The organism is Embleya sp. NPDC020886 (genome assembly GCF_044333915.1).
Taxonomy (GTDB): Bacteria; Actinomycetota; Actinomycetes; order Streptomycetales; family Streptomycetaceae; genus Embleya.
On record NZ_JBIRRX010000003.1, the window covers coordinates 21,365 to 39,450 of the forward strand.

Sequence of the window (18,086 nt, forward strand, 5' to 3'; positions counted from 1 at the left end):
ACGCTCTCGAACGAAACGGACCCCACGTGCGCATCCGACTGTCGCGTCCGCCCCGGATCCCGAAACAACGTCCGCGCCGCACCGGGCCGGCCCGGCGCCGGGCCCGACTCGCCGCGGTGACGGCGGCGACGCTGCTGAGCCTGACGGCCGCCGTCCCGGCGCCGGGCACCTCGATCCCGACGCGATCGCCCGCTTTCGCCGACGTCGCGCAACCGGCGCCGCCCTTCGCCGAGACCCTGACCCCCGAACTGGTCGCCCTGATGCAGCGACTGCGCGTCCCCGGCGCGATCGTCTCCATCCGGACCCCCGAATGGGGCACCTGGACCACGACCCTGGGCACCGGCAACCTGGCCGACGGGACCCCCATCCGCACCGCGGACCACATGCGGGTCGGCAGTATCACGAAGACCTTCACCGGGACGATCATCCTGCAACTCGTCCAGGCGGGACGGTTGTCCCTGGAGGACCCGGTGGCCGCCTTCCGGCCGGACGTACCCGACGGGCAACACATCACCATCCGGCAACTGCTGCAAATGACCAGCGGTCTGTACAACTACAGCGAGGATCCCGGCTTCAACCGCACGCTCGACGAGCACCCGCAAACCGTGTGGACCCCGGAGGAGCTGCTGGCGATCGCGTTCGCGCATCCCGCGTACTTCCCGCCCGGGGGCGGGTTCCACTACTCCAACACCAACACGATCCTGCTCGGACTGATCGCCGAGCAGCTCACCGGGCAGCCGCTCGCCGAGCTGTTCCGCCAACGCGTGTTCGAGCCGCTCGGCATGTCCGAGAGCAGCCTGGCGAACGACTCCGGGCTGCCGCTCCCACACGCGCACGGCTACGAGTTCATCGGCAACGTGGCGAGCCTGACCGCGCCGGTGCTCACCGGCAAGGACGCGGCCTGGGCGGACTGGTCGGCCGGCAACCCCAAGGACGTCACCGACGCGAACCCCTCGTGGGCCTGGTCGGCCGGCGCCGCGGTATCCACCCTCGACGACCTGCTGCGCTGGGCCCCGGCCCTGGCCACCGGCACTCTGCTCGACGCGGAGCTGCAGCGCGAGCGGTTGACCTTCGTGCCCACCTCCGACCGACCCGGCGCGCCCGGCTACGGGCTCGCGATCGCGAACTTCGGCGGATTCCTGGGCCATGACGGCCAGTTGCCCGGCTACAACAGCTTCGTGGGGTACAACCCGCAGTCCTGCGCGACGGTCGTGGTCCTGGTCAACCTCAACCAGTCGCCGGACGGCAACGCGCCGGCCGACGAACTCACCAAACTCGTCTTCTCGAAGGTCTTCCCGGGCACGGCCACCTAGCCTCGCGCCCCCGGTGACTCGGGGGCGAAGGCGGAACCGGGTGCGGGCGCGCAGGCCCGCACCCGCGATCCGTGCGCGCGGAACCGCCCGGTTACCCGGGGTGGACGTCCAACGCGTGCTCACCCGTGCGGAGTTCGCCGTCCGCGCCGAGCAGCGCGGCGCGCGTGTCCGGTGCCGATGCCCGCCAGGTGGGGCGCAGCCCGAGCAGGAAGGCGTGTCGGTACGCGGAGGCGATCGCCGCCGCTCCCGCATCGTCCAGCACCTGCGTGTCCATCAGGTCGAACGTCACCGCGACGACGTCGTCGCTCAACGCGTTGATGCGCGCCACCAGGTCCTTGCGCAGGCGATGCGCGACGGACGCGTCCACGATCCTCGGTACCACCACCCGCGCACGGCCCTGCTCCACCAGACACTCACAGTCCCAGGTGTCGGTCACTGTCTCCCCCATCCCCATCCCACGTCGAAGAACACGCCCGCAGGGGCGGGCCGTTCCGCTTCATCGAGTCCACCGCACGCCGGGAGTCCGCGCACGGTCCGATACGCAAACGAGACAAAAACGAGGGAATCACCGGACCCGGCGACAGCCGGCCGCCCCGGCCCCGGCGCCTGCACCTCCGGTGGACGCCGAAGCGTAGCCGGAGGCGGATCACACCGCCATGCGAATCGGCCGGCAATTGTGCTGCGGGCATGTGAAATCGGCCTCGGTGCAGGCCCGTCGCCCGGTTGCCGTTCGACGCCGGTGTCACCCCGCGTGGTCCGCCGGCCACTCGTCGCCGCCCTCCCAGGCGACCCGGTCCCGGTCGGCCGGATCGAGGCCGAGCCGCGCGGCGAGGTCGTCCAGCTCCCGGCGGGTGTGCAGTTGTCGGTAGGTGCCGTCGGCGAGCATCACCAGCCGGTACGAATCACCCGGGCGATACGCCTCGACGACGAGGTCGAAGCGGCCGTGCGCCTTGTCGCTCATGCCTTCCACGGTCGCGCACCCCGGTTCGTTCGGCCACCGCCGCCGGCCCCGGGAGGCCGGCGCGGCTCCAGCGGACGCGTGATGCGATGCCCGGTGCCATCCTGAGGAGAGTGCACCTCGGGCGACACCGGGACGTTCTCCGAGCGGTGGAGGTGTCGGGGATGGGTGGAGCGGGGCGAGTGGCGCGGCTGGTCTGTGGCCGGCGCAGCAAGTGGATCATTCTCGTGCTCTGGATCCTGGTACTGGCCGCGGCCGGGCCGGCCGCGAGCAAGTTGATGGACGCGGAGAAGAACGACGCCTCCGCGTGGTTGCCCGGCAACGCCGAGTCGACCAAGGTCGTCGACCAGTCGAAGGCGTTCCTGCCGCAAAACGTCACCGCCGTCGTGGTGTTCGCCCGCGACTCGGGCCTGACCCCGGCCGACGACGCGACGATCGCCGCCGACGCCGCGCGGATGCGCACCCTCGACGACCACGGGATCCTCGGCACCCAGGTGCAGGGTCCGGTTCCCGACCGGGCCGGCGACGCGCGCGCCGCGCTGGTCCTGGTGCCGATCACCTTCGGCGAAAACGGCTGGAACAGCATCGCCAAGGCCGTCGACGACCTCCGCGCGATCGTGAACGCCAACCCGGACACCGGACTTGAAACGCACATCACCGGCCCCGCCGGTGTCGCCGCCGACAGCAGCGACGCGTTCCAGGGCATCGACGGGACGTTGCTGTTCGCGGCCCTGGGCGTGGTCGTGGTGATCCTGCTGTTCACCTACCGCAGCCCGACCCTGCTCGTGATCCCGGTGGTGTGCGTGGTCGGCGCGCTGGTCGCCGCGCAGGCGGTGGTCTACGTGCTGGCCCGGCACGCGTCCCTGGTGGTCAACGCGCAGAGCGCGGGCATCCTGACCGTCCTGGTCTTCGGCGCCGGCACCGACTACGCGCTGCTGCTGGTCGCCCGTTACCGGGAGGAGTTGCGCCGACACGAGGACCGGCACGAGGCGATGGCGCTCGCCCTGCACCGCGCCGGCCCCGCGGTGATCGCCAGTGCCTCGACGGTGATCGTCGGCATGCTCTGCCTGCTCGCCGCCGAGATGAACTCGACCAACGGTCTCGGGCCGGTCGCCGCGGTCGGTGTCGCGGTGGCTCTGTTGGCGATGCTGACCCTGTTCCCGGCGGTGCTGCTGATCGTCGGGCGGTGGATCTTCTGGCCGGCCATCCCGCACCTGGGTTCGCCCGAGCCGACGGAGACCGGCCGGTGGGCCCGGATCGGGCGACGCATCGCCCGCCGGCCGCGTGCCGTGTGGATCGGTACCTCGGCGATCCTGGCCGCACTGTCCCTGGGCCTGTTGGCGCTGAACGCCACCGGGCTCACCACCGCCGAGAGCTTCACCGACAAGCCCGACTCGGTGGTCGGCCAGGAGGTCCAGGCCCGCTACTTCCCGGCGGGGACCGGGCAGCCGCTCCAGGTGATCGCCGACGCCGGTGCGATGGACGGCGTCCGCGCGTCGCTGGCGGGGGTCTCCGGCGTGGTGCCGAACAGTGTGCGGGTGCCGCCGGGCGTGCCGGCGGAGCGCGACGGGCGGTCGTACGTGGAGGCGACCCTGGTCGACGCCGCCGACAGCGGCGCGGCCCGCGACACCGTCGACGACGCCCGGGCCGCCGTGCACGCGGTGCCGCAGGCCGACGCCCTCGTGGGCGGCGGTACCGCGGCCCAACTCGACAGCAACCGGGCCTCGGCCCGGGACCAGCAGTTGCTGATCCCGGTGATCCTCGCGGTGGTGCTGGTGATCCTGGCGCTGCTGCTGCGTGCCCTGGTCGCACCGGTCGTGCTGATCGCCACCGTGGTGTTGTCCTACACCGCGGCGCTGGGCGTCAGCGCGCTGGCGTTCCGGCACCTGTTCGACTTCCCCGCCGAGGACACCTCGTTCCCGCTGCTCGTCTTCGTCTTCCTGGTCGCGCTGGGGATCGACTACAACATCTTCCTGACCACCCGGGTGCGCGAGGAGAGCATCCGCGGCGACACCCGTACCGGCGCGCTGACCGGGCTCGCCGCGACCGGCGGCGTGATCACCTCGGCCGGCCTGGTCCTGGCCGGCACCTTCGCGGCCCTGGCCACGCTGCCGATCGTCGGCTTCACCGAGATCGGCTTCGCGGTGGCGCTGGGTGTCCTGCTGGACACGCTGGTGGTGCGTTCGGTCGTGGTCACCGCCCTGATCCTGGACCTGCGCGAGCGCATGTGGTGGCCGAGCGCCCTGTGGCGCAGGGACGCCCGGCGCACCTCGGCGCCGCCGAGCCACCGACGTCCGTGAGGGCTCGGCGCGCCGAGCCGGCTACCCGGCCGCCGCGATCAGGTCCGCGCCCAACTCGCCCAGTGCGGTGGCCAGCAGGTGGGTGTTGGCGCGCGGGACCGTCGGGACGACCGAGGCGTCCACGATGTGCAGGCCGCTCAGGCCGTGCACACGCAGGTCCGCGTCGACCACGCCGGCCGCCGGATCGCCGCTGATCCGGCAGGTGCCGACGCCGTGGTAGAAGGCGTAGTGCGAGTCGGCGAACGACGGACACAGCACGTCGTCGGGCGTGTCCGCCACGGCCCGGACGCCGGCCGGGTCCAGGGCCAGGCCCGATGCGGCCACCACCCGCGCGGCCAGCCGTACCCCGATCGCCAGCCGTTCCAGGTTGTCGCGGTCGGCGGTGAACGGCCAGGAGATCAGGGCCGGCGCGTCCGGTGCGTCGCCGGTGGGGGCGACCGAGCCGAAGCCGTCGGGCAGTTGCAGGGCGACGCTGATCTCGATCTCCCTCGTGCCGTCCGGGTTGCGCCGGGCGACGGGGGTCAACTGGAGGTCGTGCACGCGTTCCCCGCCCGGACGGGCCGTCGCGCGCGCCAGGGTCTGGAGCGTCGGTCCGCCGTCGGGTACCGCGTCCGGCCGCACCGCCGCGCGATAGGACACCACCATGTGATCGCTCAAGCCGTCGCCGACGGCGGGCAGTTCGTGCACCGGCTCGATGCCCAGCGCGGATATGCCGGCGGCCGGGCCCACGCCCGAACGCCACAACAGCAGCGGATTCTGCACGACCCCGGCGGACAACACGACCCGGCCCGCGTACACCCGCTCGCCGTCGGCCAGTTCGATGCCGGTCGCGCGACCGCCGGTGAGCAGCACCCGTCGCACGTGGGCGTCGCCGCGCACCGTCAGGTTCGGCCGGTCGCGGGCGGCGTCGAGGTAGGCGACGGTGTTCGACACCCGCCGGGTGCCGCGCCGATTCATCGGGATCGGGCCGACCCCGGTGGATTCGGGGCGGCTGTGGTCGGGGCAGAACGGCAGGCCCGCCGCCACGCATCCGTCGACGAAGCCGCGCTGCAACGGCGTCCAGTCCGCCTCCGGATGCCGCACGATCGGGATCGGTCCGGCGTCGCCGTGGTGCGGCTCGTCGCCGAAGTCCAGGTCGTGCTCGATCCGGTTGAGGTAGGGCAACATGCGCTCCCACCGCAGACCTTCCGGCCACGCCGCGAAGTCGGCCGGCTCCGGACGCAGCGCCACCGCCCCGTTGGTCGCCGACGAACCCCCGACGCCGCGCCCACGCGCGTAATGGAGCGTGCGCCCGCCGGTCGAGGCGACCCGGTCGCCCCAGTTGTACGGCCAGGCCACCGGCCGGGACAGGTGCCGCAGTTCGTCCGGCAACGCGTCGGGGCGATGGTCGGGCCCGGCCTCGACCAGCAGCACGGACCGCTCCGGGTGCTCCGACAACCGGGCGGCCAGCACACATCCGGCCGAGCCCGCGCCGACCACGATCACGTCGAACGTGCCCGGAGCGCCTCCCGAGTATCGGCGGTCGGACGCGGTCCGGTTCCCGGTATCGGGCTTCACCTGGCTGGCTGACATGCGAACTCCTCCACTTTCCTGACTACGGATCGAGCATGTTGTTCGAGGACACGACCGGTCGGCCCGGCCCGCCCGGCGTGATCCGGCGGGCGGCGGCCTACCCGGGGCCGGCCGCCGCGGTCTCCCAGGTCGCGCGGGTCGCGGCGAGGGTGGCGGCGGCGAAGATGTCCAGGTCGGCGGCCCGCCAGACGTCGGAGAGCAGTTCGACGCTCACCACGCCGTCGTACCCCTTCGCCGACAGCGCCGCGCAGAACCGGTCGAGCTCCAGGACGCCCTGCCCCGGCAACACCCGGCGGTGCATGGATTCGTGGTGCACGTCGTCCGAGATCGGCGCGGGCGCGTCCGCGAACTGCACGAAGCCGATCCGCCCGGCCGGCAGCGCGGCCAGGTCCGCCCACGTGCTCGGCCCCCGGAAGAAGTGCCAACTCTCCACGACCAGGCGCAGGTTCGGGTCCGCGACCCGATCCAGCAGCCGCATGGCGGCGGGAATCGAGTCGATGTCCCGGGTGGGCAGGAACTCCAGCGACAGGCCGATCCGCGCCGCGGCCAGGGCCCGCGCGCATCGGGCGGTATTGGCCACCACCGCGTCGTCGATCTCGCCGGTGACCACGCACAACACCTGTGCCGGGCGCAGGAACCGCGCCACCCGAAGCACCTGTTCCAGGCTGTGCAGCGTCCTCGTCGGGTCCGCGGAGATCGAGAGCGGGACCAACTCGTAGCAGGTCAGGCCGTGTTGCTTCAGGCAGGCGGCGAGATCGGCCGGGGTCAGGCCGGCGCGTTCGTGCGCCAGCACGGAGGGGAGGTCGAGGCCGATGTGGTCGTAGCCGGCCGACGCGGCGGCGGCGATCTGGTGGGGGAGGGACGGCGCGAGTCCGTAATACGTCGAATGGTTGAACGTGTTGAAGCTGTAGCGCATTGACACCTCCTTGTGAGCGCTATCATAACCATGATAGCTATGAAACCAGGCGGCGGTCCGGAATCCGGCCGCCGCCCGGCCCGCCCGCCGCCACCCGCCAGGAGTCCCGCATGGCCGCACCCGACGACGACACCGGACTCCGGCGGATCAGCCACGTGGAACTGCTGCATCGGCCCGGTGAGCGTGCGCAGGCCCGGCGGGTGCTCGAACTGCTGGGCTGCCGCGTCCTGGATCGGGGCGGCCACTTCTTCAGTGCCTTCGTCGAACCCGCGGTGAGCGACTACCGCGCCAACGTGCTCTACGCGTCGGAGGTGACTCCCGAGCAGTGGGCCTTCGAGCAGCAGTTGGGCGTCGCGAGCGCCGAGGGGCCGTTGGCCCGGGCGCAGGCATCGTGGATGGCGCATATGCGGGCCAATCCTCAGTATTCCTATCATTTCGGGCTGCGGTTGCCGTCCGAGCAGGTGCTGGACGCGGCACTGGCCCGGGTCGAGGCCGCCGGGCGCCCGGGCGGAGACCTCGCGGGCCGGATCGAGGTGGTGTCCGTCTTCCGCCCCGGCGACCCCGACGCCGCGACGGACACGATGGTCCAGGCGTTCGTCCGCACCGATGTCGTCGCCTGCGGGCTGATCGCCCTCGGCCAACACATCGAACTCCAGTGGCACCTCCCCGGGTCGACCACGACGTAGCGCGTGCGGACGGGGGATCCGCGGACCCGCCCTACGGGTTCGCGGGTTCGCGAAGCCGTTCTCCCCGGCCCGGCCCGCAGGTGCCCCGGACCGCGGCGGCCTGCCCGTCGCCGGGCGACGACGCGCGGGCCGAGGCCACCGCGGTGTCGCCCGCCCTCGGTTGCGACGCGGTGGACATCGGCTCGCGCGCCGACAGTTGGCGCGGCGAGCCGGACACGCCGGTCCGCATCCGGCCCCACCTCGGCGAGGTGCCCGCCGTGGGCGTCGAGAGGTTCCTGCGCCGGACGCCGGGTACGCCCGGCATGGTCGTTTCGGCGGCGCGGGTGCGCGCGCTCGTGGACGCGGCAGCGCGTCGCTCGGCGGGCGAGGCGCTGCTCCCGAGCCGCGCCCGACCGGGATCGGGCCGACCGGGGCCGTTCGGGACGGCCGGGTAGGTCCGTGCGGGTGGTCCTCGGGCGCCGGCGTGCGGCGGAGGTCGTCGTCGAGGTGGTCGATCGTGCCGACCTCGTGCGGGAGTTCGGTGACGGCGGGGTGTCGCCCCGGTGGGCCCGGCGGCGGAAGACGTGGTCCGGCTCGGTTCGGGGATCGTGTATACGGTCGGCCCAAGTGGTAGATACTGGGCAAATCGGCCTCGGTGTCCGGAGGGATCGAAGGGTGACGGAAGACGGTCACGGCGCGTCCGACTTCGAGCTGCCCGCGGAGTGGACGGTCCCGCTGGCGCACGCCGTCTTCGATCAGGGGGCGATGCTCCTCGCGGCCGTCGACGCCGACCTGCGGATCATCGCCACCAACGCGAGCGTCGAGCTCTTCCCGCGCACCCCGATGAGCCGCGGGGACGACATGCGGGCCGCCCTCACCCGCCTCGGCCTCGACCAGCCGGCGTCCGCCCTGGTCGGGGCGCTGTCCCCGACGGGGCCGGCCCTGCGGGCCTGGCAACTGCTGCCCGCCCGTGCCGCCGACGGCACGCTCCTGCACCTGGGCGTGGGCATCCTGCGGGTCGAGCGCACGACGGGACACACGCTCGGGCTGCTCGTCACGATGAACGACACGACCGAGCTGGTACGCGCCGAAACCCGCTTCGACGTGGTCCGCGAAGCCTCCGAGAGCATCGGCGCCTCCCTGGACGTCGCCGAGACCGCACGACAACTCGCCGACCTGTTCGTGCCGCGCCTGGCCGACTTCGCCGCCGTACACCTGGCCGAGTCGGTCCTGGCCGGCGAGGAGCCCGCCGTCGACCCGGCGACCGGCTACACCTCAGAGGTCCGCGCCGGCGTGGCACACCCGGGCGAGGCGTGGCCCGCGGCGCTGGTCCAGGTCGGCGAACGACTGCCCGTCCCGCCCGACATGCCGGCGATCCGGGCGATGGAGTCCGGGGCCACCCTGTTGATCCCGCGACTCGACGTGCTCCCGGCGGACGCCGTGGGGGTGGTACCCGACAACGCCCACAGCCTGCTGGCCGTACCGCTGTTCGCCCGCGGCCACGCCCTCGGCAGTGTGCAGTTGTGGCGCACCGAGCGCCGCGAACCCTTCGACGAGGGCGATGCCCGGCTGCTCGAAGAGGTCGCCTCGCGGGCCGCGCTGAGCGTGGACAACGCCCGCCGCTACACCCGCGAACGCAACGTCGCGCTGGCCCTGCAACGCAGCCTTCTGCCCGAGGAGGGCACCGACGAACCGGCCGCCGAGACCTTCGCGGCCTACCTGCCCACGTCCTCCTCGGCCGGCATCGGCGGCGACTGGTACGACATGATCCCGCTGTCCTCGCTGCGGTTGGCCTTCGTGGTCGGCGACGTGGCCGGGCACGGCCTCCAGGCCAGTGCGACGATGGGCCGGCTGCGTACCGCCGTTCAGGCGCTCGCCGACATGGACCTGCCGCCGGACGAACTGTTGGCCCATGTGGACGACCTGGTCCAGCGTTTCCCCATCCGGCCGAGCGGTGCCGCGGAGGCGACCGGTGCCACCTGCCTGTACGCGGAATACGACCCCGTCACCGGGCGGTGCCGGATGGCCTCGGCCGGGCATCCGCCGCCGGCGGTGCTGGGGCCCGACGGGCGCGCCCGGTTCGTGGAGTTGACGGCCGGCCCGCCGCTGGGGGTCGGCGGCATGCCGTTCGAGATCGCCGAACTCGACCTGGCGCCGGGCAGCGTGCTGCTCCTGTACAGCGACGGCCTGGTCTCCGGACCCGACCACGATCTCGCCGCGGGCATGCGCCGCCTCCTGGATCGGCTCGAACACAGCGATCTCGCCCATCGGGACCTGGACAAGGTCGGGCGCGAACTGCTCGACGCCGCGACGACCGGAGCGCGCGAGGACGACACCACCCTGCTGCTGGCCCGGGTGCGACCGTTGCCCGAGCAGGACAGCGTGGTCTGGGAGTTGCCCGCCGATCCGGAACAGGTGGCCCGGGCCCGCGAGTCGTCGACCGCGCAACTCGCGGTCTGGGGCCTGGAGCACCTGGTGTTCACCACCGAACTGGTGGTCAGCGAACTGGTCACCAACGCCATCCGATACGGCGAACACGGCCCGGTCACGCTGCGCCTGGTCCGCGGCCGGGACGTGCTGATCTGCGAGGTCTCCGACGCCGGCAACACCCAACCGCGGCTGCGCCGGGCCCGCTCCACCGACGAGGGCGGGCGCGGGCTGTTCCTGGTGGCGCAGCTCACCCGGCGTTGGGGGAGCCGTTACCAGCAGAGCGGCAAGACCATCTGGGCCGAGCAGGAGATCTCGCCGGCCACGGACGTGTGGGATCTCGGCCTCGATTGACCGGGCTCGTCGCGGGTCGGGTCGCTCGTGCGGTATTCGTCGCGGATCAGGTCGAAGGGGTCGGGACGGTGGGGCGTACGGGGTGTTTGCTCATGATGGACACGCGGTTGAAGGCGTTCATGGTGATCGCCACCCAGATCACCGCGGAGATCTCGTCGTCGGTCAGGGTGGCCCGGGCCGCGGCGTACGCGACTTCCTGGGCGCCCGCGTCCGCGGGATGCGTGGTGGCCTCGGCCAGGGCCAGGGCCGCCCGCTCCCGGGCGCTGAACAACGCGGTGTCGCGCCAGGCCGGCAGCACGGCCAGGCGCTGGGCCGTCTCGCCCGCGCGCAGGGCGGTGCGGGTGTGCAGGTCGAGGCAGAACGCGCACGCGTTGAGCTGGGACACCCGGATGTTGATCAGCTCGACGAGCGGCCGGTTCAGGCCCGCCTCGGCGGCAGCCTCCCGCACGGCCTCGGCGGTGCCGGTCAACGCCTTGTACGCTCGCGGGCTTCGCTTGTCGACGAACACCCGTCCGCCGGTGGTCGCCACTGCCGCTTCCGTCACGTGCACTCCCTCGTCGCGCGATCTCTCGTCGCTCGTCCTATCATCGATTCCTTGATTGTTGAAACTGGAACTTTCTGACGGGAAAGGAAAACGCGGATGACCGATCAGGGTGTGGCGCCCGTCGTCGTACACGTGGCCGACCGGGATCGCTACGAGATTCGGATCGACGGCACGTTCGCCGGTGTCACGATGTACCACGACCGGGGTGGGCAGCGCGTCTTCTACCACACGAAGATCGACGACGCCTTCGCCGGACGAGGGCTGGCCTCCGTGCTCGTGCGGGAGGCGCTGAACGACGTGCGCGCCGGCGGCCGGCGGATCGTTCCGGTCTGCCCCTACGTCAAGCAATTCCTGGGCAAGCACCGGGAGTTCGCCGACATCGCCGACCCGGTGACGCCGGAGATCCTGCAATGGCTGGACGGGGCGGCCGGCTAACGCTGGGTCTCGGCGTCGTCGGGCGGCGTCGGCAGTGCCTGCTCCGCCCAGATGATCTTGCCGTCCGGGAGGTAGCGCGTGCCCCAGCGCGCGGCCACCTGGGCGACCAGGAACAACCCTCGGCCTCCCTCGTCCATGCCGGCCGCGTAGCGCATGTGCGGTGCGGTACTGGCGCCGTCGGTGACCTCGCAGATCAGGCAGTGGTCGCGCAACAGCCGTACCCCGATCGGCTCGGTGCCGTAGCGGATGGCGTTGGTGAGCAATTCGCTGAGGATCAGTTCGGTGCCGAACGACAGTTCCGCCAGCCGCCATTCGTCCAGCTTCGCGGAGACCGCCTCGCGCATTCCGGCGACGGCGGCCGGATCCGCGGGCACCGTCCAGTCGGCCACCCGGTCGGCTCCCAGGACCCGGGTGCGGGCGATCAGCAACGCCACGTCGTCCTTGGGGCGAGCGGGCAGGAGCGCCGCCAGTACGGCCCGGCAACTGTCCTCCGGCGACCGGCCGGCGTGCGCCAGGGCCCGGCGCAGCAGTTCCATGCCGACGTCGATGTCCCGGGTGCGGTCCTCGATCAGGCCGTCGGTGTAGAGCACGAGCGAACTGCCCCGCGCCACCTCGAACTCGGCCGTCTCGAACGGCAGGCCGCCCAGCCCCAGCGGCGGCCCGGCCGGCAGGTCGGGGAAGTGCACGCGGCCGTCGGGGTCGACCAGCGCGGGCGGTGGGTGTCCGGCCCGGGCCATCGTGCAGCGTCGGGACACCGGGTCGTAGATCGCGTACAGGCAGGTGGCACCGATGATGCCGGTGCCGACCGCGGACTCGGTCTCGTCCTGGTCGATCCGGGCCACCAGGTCGTCCAGGTGGTCCAGGAGTTCGTCCGGCGGCAGGTCGAGCGTGGCGAAGGTGTGCACGGCGGTGCGCAGCCGGCCCATGGTGGCGGCGGCGTGCAGGCCGTGCCCGACCACGTCGCCGACGACCAGCGCCACCCGGCAGCCGGAGAGCGGGATCACGTCGAACCAGTCGCCGCTGACCCCGGACTGTGCGGGCAGGTAGCGGTGGGCCACCTCCAGTGCGGCCTGCTCGGGCAGGGCGCGCGGCAACAGGCTGCGTTGCAGGGCCACCGCCAGGGTGTGTTCACGGGTGTAGCGGCGGGCGTTGTCGATGCTCACCCCGGCTCGGGCGACCAGTTCCTCGGCCAGCGACAGGTCCTCCTCGTCGAACGGCTCGGGTCGCTCCAGGCGCCAGAAGTTGGCCACGCCCAGCACCGCACCCCGGGCCTGGACGGGGACGGTGATCAGCGAATGGATGCCGTACGCGACGATCGCGCCCGCCCGTTCCGGGTCCTGCGCGTGCCAGCCGGTCGCGCCGGCCAGGTCGGCCACGATCTCGGGTCGGCCGCTGTCGAGCCCGCGGGCCTGCGGGGTCGAGGAGACGAAGTCGATGAGCGTGCCACGCGGGTACAGGGGGTGATCGTCGCGGACGCCGCGCACGGCGATCCGGCGCATCCTGGCGTCGCTGCCGGTCGGCTCGCCGCCCTCCAGGACCGGGTCGGCCACGTCGATGGTGGCGAAGTCGGCGAACCGGGGGACGGCGATCTCGGCGAGTTCCTCGACCGTGCGCACCACGTCGAGGGTGGTGCCGATGGATCCGCCCGCGTCGTACAGCAGCCTGAGTCGCCCGCCCGCGACCTCGACCCGGCCGGCGAGCGCGGTCAGCTCCGTCGAGTCGCGAATGGTCGCCACCGTGCTCCCGTGGCCGCCGTGACGGTCCGTGGCGCGTTGGTTGACCGCGAGCAACCTGCCGCCGGCCAGGTGCACCTCGTCGGTGATCGGGCGGCCGGAGGCCAGCAGCCGGGCCATCTCCGGGTCGAGATCGGGCAGGTCGGTGATCCGTCGACCCTCGGCGTCGGGCGGCAGTTCCAGCAGCCGGGTGGCCTCGTCGTTGGCCAGCACCAGGCGCCCGTCGTCGCCGACGATCAGCACGCCTTCGCGGACCGCGTGCAGCACCGAGTCGTGATGTTCGTACATTCGGGTCATCTCGGCCGGGTCCAGGCCGTGGGTCTGGCGCCGCAGCCGCCGGGTCACCAGCGCGGTTCCGCCGGTGGCCACCGCCAGGCCGGCCGCGGCGGTGCCCAGGATGATCGGCAGTTGCCGGTCGAGCACGCCGCTCACGTTCTCCACCTTGAGCCCGGCGATGACCAGACCCCGGACCGTGCCGTCGGCGTCGATGACGGGTACGACCGCCTGTTCCTCGTGGCCGAGCGGGCCGTAGACGCTTTCCACGATGGTGCGGCCGGCCAGGCCCGGGGCGATGGTGGCGACGACACGCTGCCCGATCAGTTCCGGTCTGGGGTGCGTGTAGCGAATCCCCTCGGGGCTGGTCACCACGATGAAGTCGACGTCGGCCTCCCGGCGGGCGGCCTCGGTCAGCGGTTGCAGCACGCTGCTGGGGTCGGGGCTCTGGAGTACGGCCGGCAGGCCGGGAGCGTGGGCGAACGTCTGCGCGACGGAGAGCGCCCGCTGCCGGGCCTCCTGGTCGTTGTCGTACCGGGATTGCAGGACGAGCGCGAGCACCGCGCCGGCCACGAGCAGCACCACGATGACCACTTGCAGTACGAAGACCTGCCCGGCGACGCTTCTCGGGCGCCTGTCGGGCGGTGGCTGAACCGATGCGCCCCGGAATCGGCCGAAACCGTCGGCCATGTCTATCGTTCTACCCCGCTCGGCGGGGTCTGACCAAAACGGGATGTCACGCCCGTCGAGGCGGTCGCGGGTGGTTGCTCGCGCGGTCGCCGGGCCTGCTCCGGCCGCGTGGGCGACGGGAGCAGGCTCGGTGCCGGCCGGGGTCAGGCCGGGGCCGAGCCGAGGGCGGCGGAGACCGCTTCGTCGGACAGGGCGGCCACGCGGAGATGGATGTGGGCGACCCGGTCCAGGCGGTCGGGGGTGCTCTCGTGGGCGCGCAGGTGGGTGGCCAGGGCGGCGATGGTGCGGGACGTGAAGATCGCGCGCACGGTGGCCTTGTCGGAACCGAGGGTCTCGCGCAGCCGGCCGACGATGGCGGTGGCCAGGATCGAGTCGCCGCCGAGGGCGAAGTAGTCGTCGTCGCGGCCGAGTTCGCGGGAGCCGGCGGGCAGGGACTGCTGCCAGATCGAGGCGATCAGGCGTTCCAGGTCGGTGCGCGGCGGTTCGGGCGGGGGGCCTACGGGGCGACGTCCCCAGAGGGGGGCCAGGGCGCGACGGTCGACCTTCCCGTTGGCGGTCAGCGGCAGTTCGTCGACCAGGACGATGTGTTCGGGGATCATGTGCGCGGGCAGCGACTTCTCGGCCGCCGCGCGCAACCGGTCCGCACGCACCTCCGGTTCGGCGACGACCGCGGCGACCAGGGCGCCCTCGTGCACGCCGGCCACCGCGCGCCGCACTCCCGCGACGGCGTCGAGCGCGGCCTCGATCTCGCCGGGTTCGATCCGGAAGCCGCGCAGTTTGACCTGATGGTCCGCGCGGCCGAGGAACTCCAGGGTGCCGTCCGGCAGTCGCCGGGCCAGGTCGCCGGTGCGGTACCAGCGGTGTCCGGCGACCTCGTGGAAACGGTCCGCGGTGCGTTCGGGGTCGCCGCGATAGCCGGCGGCCACGCCGGCGCCGCCGATCCACAGTTCGCCGGGGACCCGGTCGGGGCTGTCCCGGCCGACCGCGTCCACGACCCGACAGCGCACGTTGCGTAGTGGGGTGCCGTACGGGACGGCCCGCCAGTGCGGCGGGAGTTCGGTGCCCGCGGGCACCTCGTACACGGTGGAGTGGATGGCCGTCTCGGTGGTGCCGCCGAGGGCGACGAAGCGGCAGTCGGGGGTTTGTGCGTGCAGTCGGCTCGGGAGGTCGACGGTGACCCAGTCGCCGCCGAGCAGCACCACGCGCAGGTCGGTGCCCAGGCCCGCCGAGTCGGCCGCGGCGCCCGCGGTGAGCAGCATGTCGAGCAGGGCCGGTACGCAGTTGACGACGGTGACGTGCCGCTCGCGGACCAGGTCGACCCAGCGGCCGGCCTCGCGTCGGTCCTTGTCGGCGGGCAGGACCACCGCGCCGCCGACCGAGAGCAGGCCGAAGACGTCGAACACGGACAGGTCGAAGTCGAGTGCGGACAGGCCCAGCGCCCGATCGTCCGGGCCCAGCGCGAACCGCTCGACCAGGTCGTCGATGGTGTTCATCGCGGCGCGGTGCGGGACCTCCACGCCCTTGGGCTCGCCGGTGGATCCGGAGGTGAACAGCACGTAGGCGATGCTCTCCTCGTCGACGGTCGGCGTCGGCGGTGCGGGGACCGCGTCGGCGTCGGCGGCCGGGCCTGCGGTCGGGAGGGGTTCGGCGGGGGCCTCGGCGAGAGCCTCGGGGAGGGCGAGTGCGGCGGCGTGCGGCGATCCGCCGGTGTTGCCGTCGGCGTCCAGGACCAGTCGGGCGCGGGCGGTGCGGTGGATGCGTTCGCGGCGGGCGGGCGGTTGTTCGACGCCGATCGGGACGTACGCGGCGCCGACGGAGAGCACGCCCAGGGCCGCCACGATCTGGTCCGGGCCCTTGGGCAGGGTGATCGCGACGGTGTCGCCGGCCCCGACGCCCCGCGTGCGCAGGGCGCCGGCCACCCGCCGGGCCCGCTCGGCGAGTTCGCCGTAGGTCAGGGTGCCGCCGTCGTCGTCCGCGCGGCCCCAGACGAGCGCGGGGGCGTGCGGCCGGGTCGCGGCGTGCGCGAAGAAGCCGTCGTGCAGGGCGCGGTGCGAACGCGCGGCGTCGGTGGCGTTCACCCGGTCCAGGACGGCCCGTTGCGCGGCGGGCAGCAGTTCGGGGACCGGCGCGCGCCAGTCGGCGTCCGCGTTGCCCAGCCGGGTGAGCAACTCCCGGTAGGCGCCGAACATCGCGTCCGCGACCCCGTCCGGGAAGGCGTCCTCGCGCACGTCCCAGTTGACCAGCAGGCCGCCGCGCACCTCGGTGATCTGCGCGTCGAGCAGCACCTGCGGGCCCTGCGAGACGATCCAGGACGGTTCGCCGAACAGGCCGCGTACCTCGGCGTCGAAGAGTTCGCCCAGGCCCAGCGCGCTGGTGTAGACGATGGGCGCCAGCACCTGTTCGCCGCGGGCGCGGGCCACGTCGCGCAGCACGTGCAGGCCCGAGTGGTCGGCGTGGGCGGCGTCGTGGTGCATCCGCGTCTGTACCGTGCGGGCGTGGTCGAGGAAGGAGCGCGGCTGGGACATGTCGACGTCCAGGAGCACGGACCCGGTGAAGTCGCCGACCAGGCGCGGCACGTCCGGGTGCAGGTCCTCGCGGTCGAACAGGGGCACGTTCAGCAGGAATCGGGGGGTGGCGCTCCAGGCGGCCAGCACGGCGGCGAAGGCGGTCGCGAAGGCCATCGCGGGGGTGACCCCGTGCGCGTGCGCGCGGCCCGACCAGTGGCCGCGCTCCTCGGGGCTCAACCACAGGTGGCGCCGGGTCACCCGGGTCAGGTCGGCCGGTAGCGGGTTGCGCAGCGGGAGTTCGGGTGCGCCGGGCAGGTCGGGCAGGCGCTCGTGCCAGTACGCGGCGGCTCGTTCGGCGGCGGCGCGGCGCAGTGGGGGACGGGCCGCGAGGTAGCTGCGGTAGTCGTAGTCGAGTGCGGGCGGGGCCGGTTCGGGGTGGGTGTAGAGCAGCGCGAGGTCGGCGAGCAACACCCGGTAGCTGAGCGCGTCGGCGGCGACCATGTCCACGTCCAGATGCAACCGGCTGCGGTCGCCGGGCAGCAGGGTCACCCGCAGGTCGAACACCCGGCCGGATTCGATGTCGAGCATCTGGTGCGAACATTCGTCGCGGATGCGTTCCAGGCGGCCGGCGACGCCGGCCGGGTCCGCGTCGCGCAGGTCCAACACCCGCAGCAGCACGTCGGGTCCGGTGGGCAGGATCTCCTGCCGTCCGTCGTCGGTGACGCGTACGCGCAGCATGGGGTGGCGCGCGACCAGGGCGCGGGCGGCGACTTCCAGGCGGGCCGGGTCCACCGCGCCGCCGGGTTCGGTGTCGAACTCGGTGTACAGGTGCGCGGCGACCCCGCCCAGCGTCTGTCCCTCGGAGCGGCCGATCCAGTAGGCGTGTTGCATCAACGCGAGCGGAAACGGCCCGGAGTCCGGTGTGCGTTCGGCCGCCGGCTCGGGCGTGGGCTCGGGTCGCGGTGCGGGCGGTGGTGTGGTCGGCGCCGCGGTCGGCGGGAGTTCGGTGTCGCCGGTGAGGAGCGTGATCCACGCCGCGACGGTCGGGACGGTCGCCAGGTCGGCGAAGGTGACCCGGGCGCCGCTGCGGCGCCAGCCCCCGGCCAGCCGCATCAGCCGCAGCGAGTCGAGCCCCAGCGCGATCAGGTCGTCCTCGTCGCGCAGGGACTCCGGTGCCACCTCCAGCAGTTGCGCCACGTCGCGCCGGACGTCCTCGACGGTCAGCCGCACGCCGTTCTCCTTCGATCGCGAATGGGTCCACAGGACACGAGTGCCGGCGTCGCCCGGGCGACTCGTTCTTGACACTCACCTCGAGCGTCACAAATATAGGGTAGGCAAACCTAAGTCAGGCAAGGCTTTTCGACTGTTCAGACCGTTCGCCGCTCCGCGGAGCCGGCGC

The 18,086-nt window shown here is 72.9% G+C and carries 13 protein-coding genes; 6 read left to right on the forward strand and 7 right to left on the reverse strand.

Annotated features, from left to right (window positions below):
- Nucleotides 1-26 precede the first annotated feature (26 nt).
- A complete protein-coding gene (locus ACH4U8_RS11125; protein ID WP_395777053.1) occupies nt 27-1,313 on the forward strand; it encodes a serine hydrolase domain-containing protein in 1,287 nt (428 codons plus the stop codon).
- 91 nt (nt 1,314-1,404) lie between these two features.
- On the opposite strand, the gene ACH4U8_RS11130 is transcribed toward ACH4U8_RS11125, so the two are convergent.
- Nucleotides 1,405-1,761: a hypothetical protein gene (locus ACH4U8_RS11130; RefSeq protein ID WP_360321474.1), complete on the reverse strand. Its 357-nt coding sequence runs from the start codon at nt 1,759-1,761 to the stop codon at nt 1,405-1,407.
- Between the two features lie 294 nt (nt 1,762-2,055).
- On the reverse strand, nt 2,056-2,274 hold the full coding sequence (locus tag ACH4U8_RS11135; RefSeq protein WP_360321477.1) for a hypothetical protein: 219 nt from the start codon (nt 2,272-2,274) through the stop codon (nt 2,056-2,058).
- A gap of 161 nt (nt 2,275-2,435) precedes the next feature.
- On the opposite strand from ACH4U8_RS11135, the gene ACH4U8_RS11140 reads away from it, so the two are divergent.
- The gene (locus ACH4U8_RS11140) at nt 2,436-4,571 is read left to right on the forward strand and encodes an MMPL family transporter (RefSeq protein ID WP_395777055.1); all 2,136 of its coding nucleotides are present in this window, start codon (nt 2,436-2,438) and stop codon (nt 4,569-4,571) included.
- A 21-nt stretch (nt 4,572-4,592) separates the two neighbouring features.
- On the opposite strand, the gene ACH4U8_RS11145 is transcribed toward ACH4U8_RS11140, so the two are convergent.
- Nucleotides 4,593-6,143, reverse strand: coding sequence for a GMC family oxidoreductase (locus ACH4U8_RS11145; RefSeq protein ID WP_395777057.1), 1,551 nt, complete (start codon nt 6,141-6,143; stop codon nt 4,593-4,595).
- Nucleotides 6,144-6,240: 97 nt separating this feature from the next.
- Complete coding sequence (locus ACH4U8_RS11150) at nt 6,241-7,059, reverse strand: sugar phosphate isomerase/epimerase family protein (RefSeq protein WP_379987959.1); 819 nt, start codon at nt 7,057-7,059, stop codon at nt 6,241-6,243.
- 110 nt (nt 7,060-7,169) lie between these two features.
- Here ACH4U8_RS11150 and ACH4U8_RS11155 point away from each other — a divergent pair, with 110 nt between their 5' ends.
- From ACH4U8_RS11155 to ACH4U8_RS11165, 3 genes are all read left to right on the forward strand, one after another.
- Nucleotides 7,170-7,745: a hypothetical protein gene (locus tag ACH4U8_RS11155; RefSeq protein WP_395777059.1), complete on the forward strand. Its 576-nt coding sequence runs from the start codon at nt 7,170-7,172 to the stop codon at nt 7,743-7,745.
- A gap of 80 nt (nt 7,746-7,825) precedes the next feature.
- The gene (locus ACH4U8_RS11160) at nt 7,826-8,179 is read left to right on the forward strand and encodes a hypothetical protein (RefSeq protein WP_395777061.1); all 354 of its coding nucleotides are present in this window, start codon (nt 7,826-7,828) and stop codon (nt 8,177-8,179) included.
- 220 nt (nt 8,180-8,399) lie between these two features.
- Nucleotides 8,400-10,505, forward strand: coding sequence for a SpoIIE family protein phosphatase (locus ACH4U8_RS11165; protein ID WP_395777063.1), 2,106 nt, complete (start codon nt 8,400-8,402; stop codon nt 10,503-10,505).
- Nucleotides 10,506-10,551: 46 nt separating this feature from the next.
- On the opposite strand, the gene ACH4U8_RS11170 is transcribed toward ACH4U8_RS11165, so the two are convergent.
- Nucleotides 10,552-11,049, reverse strand: a complete 498-nt coding sequence (locus ACH4U8_RS11170; protein WP_360321498.1) for a carboxymuconolactone decarboxylase family protein — start codon at nt 11,047-11,049, stop codon at nt 10,552-10,554.
- Nucleotides 11,050-11,145: 96 nt separating this feature from the next.
- Between ACH4U8_RS11170 and ACH4U8_RS11175 the strand changes: the two genes are divergently transcribed.
- Nucleotides 11,146-11,484, forward strand: a complete 339-nt coding sequence (locus tag ACH4U8_RS11175; RefSeq protein ID WP_395777065.1) for a GNAT family N-acetyltransferase — start codon at nt 11,146-11,148, stop codon at nt 11,482-11,484.
- On the opposite strand, the gene ACH4U8_RS11180 is transcribed toward ACH4U8_RS11175, so the two are convergent.
- Complete coding sequence (locus tag ACH4U8_RS11180; RefSeq protein ID WP_395777067.1) at nt 11,481-14,180, reverse strand: SpoIIE family protein phosphatase; 2,700 nt, start codon at nt 14,178-14,180, stop codon at nt 11,481-11,483. The two genes, ACH4U8_RS11175 and ACH4U8_RS11180, sit on opposite strands and share 4 nt — an antisense overlap.
- Before the next feature lie 143 nt (nt 14,181-14,323).
- The gene (locus ACH4U8_RS11185) at nt 14,324-17,917 is read right to left on the reverse strand and encodes an amino acid adenylation domain-containing protein (protein ID WP_395777068.1); all 3,594 of its coding nucleotides are present in this window, start codon (nt 17,915-17,917) and stop codon (nt 14,324-14,326) included.
- Nucleotides 17,918-18,086: the final 169 nt, after the last annotated feature.

Coding starts and splice junctions, on each gene's coding strand:
- ACH4U8_RS11145 (WP_395777057.1), bottom strand. CDS start 6,143: ATGTCAGCCAGCCAGGTGAAGCCCGATACCGGGAACCGGACCGCGTCC.
- ACH4U8_RS11130 (WP_360321474.1), bottom strand. CDS start 1,761: ATGGGGGAGACAGTGACCGACACCTGGGACTGTGAGTGTCTGGTGGAG.
- ACH4U8_RS11180 (WP_395777067.1), bottom strand. CDS start 14,180: ATGGCCGACGGTTTCGGCCGATTCCGGGGCGCATCGGTTCAGCCACCG.
- ACH4U8_RS11155 (WP_395777059.1), top strand. CDS start 7,170: ATGGCCGCACCCGACGACGACACCGGACTCCGGCGGATCAGCCACGTG.
- ACH4U8_RS11135 (WP_360321477.1), bottom strand. CDS start 2,274: ATGAGCGACAAGGCGCACGGCCGCTTCGACCTCGTCGTCGAGGCGTAT.
- ACH4U8_RS11150 (WP_379987959.1), bottom strand. CDS start 7,059: ATGCGCTACAGCTTCAACACGTTCAACCATTCGACGTATTACGGACTC.
- ACH4U8_RS11175 (WP_395777065.1), top strand. CDS start 11,146: ATGACCGATCAGGGTGTGGCGCCCGTCGTCGTACACGTGGCCGACCGG.
- ACH4U8_RS11140 (WP_395777055.1), top strand. CDS start 2,436: ATGGGTGGAGCGGGGCGAGTGGCGCGGCTGGTCTGTGGCCGGCGCAGC.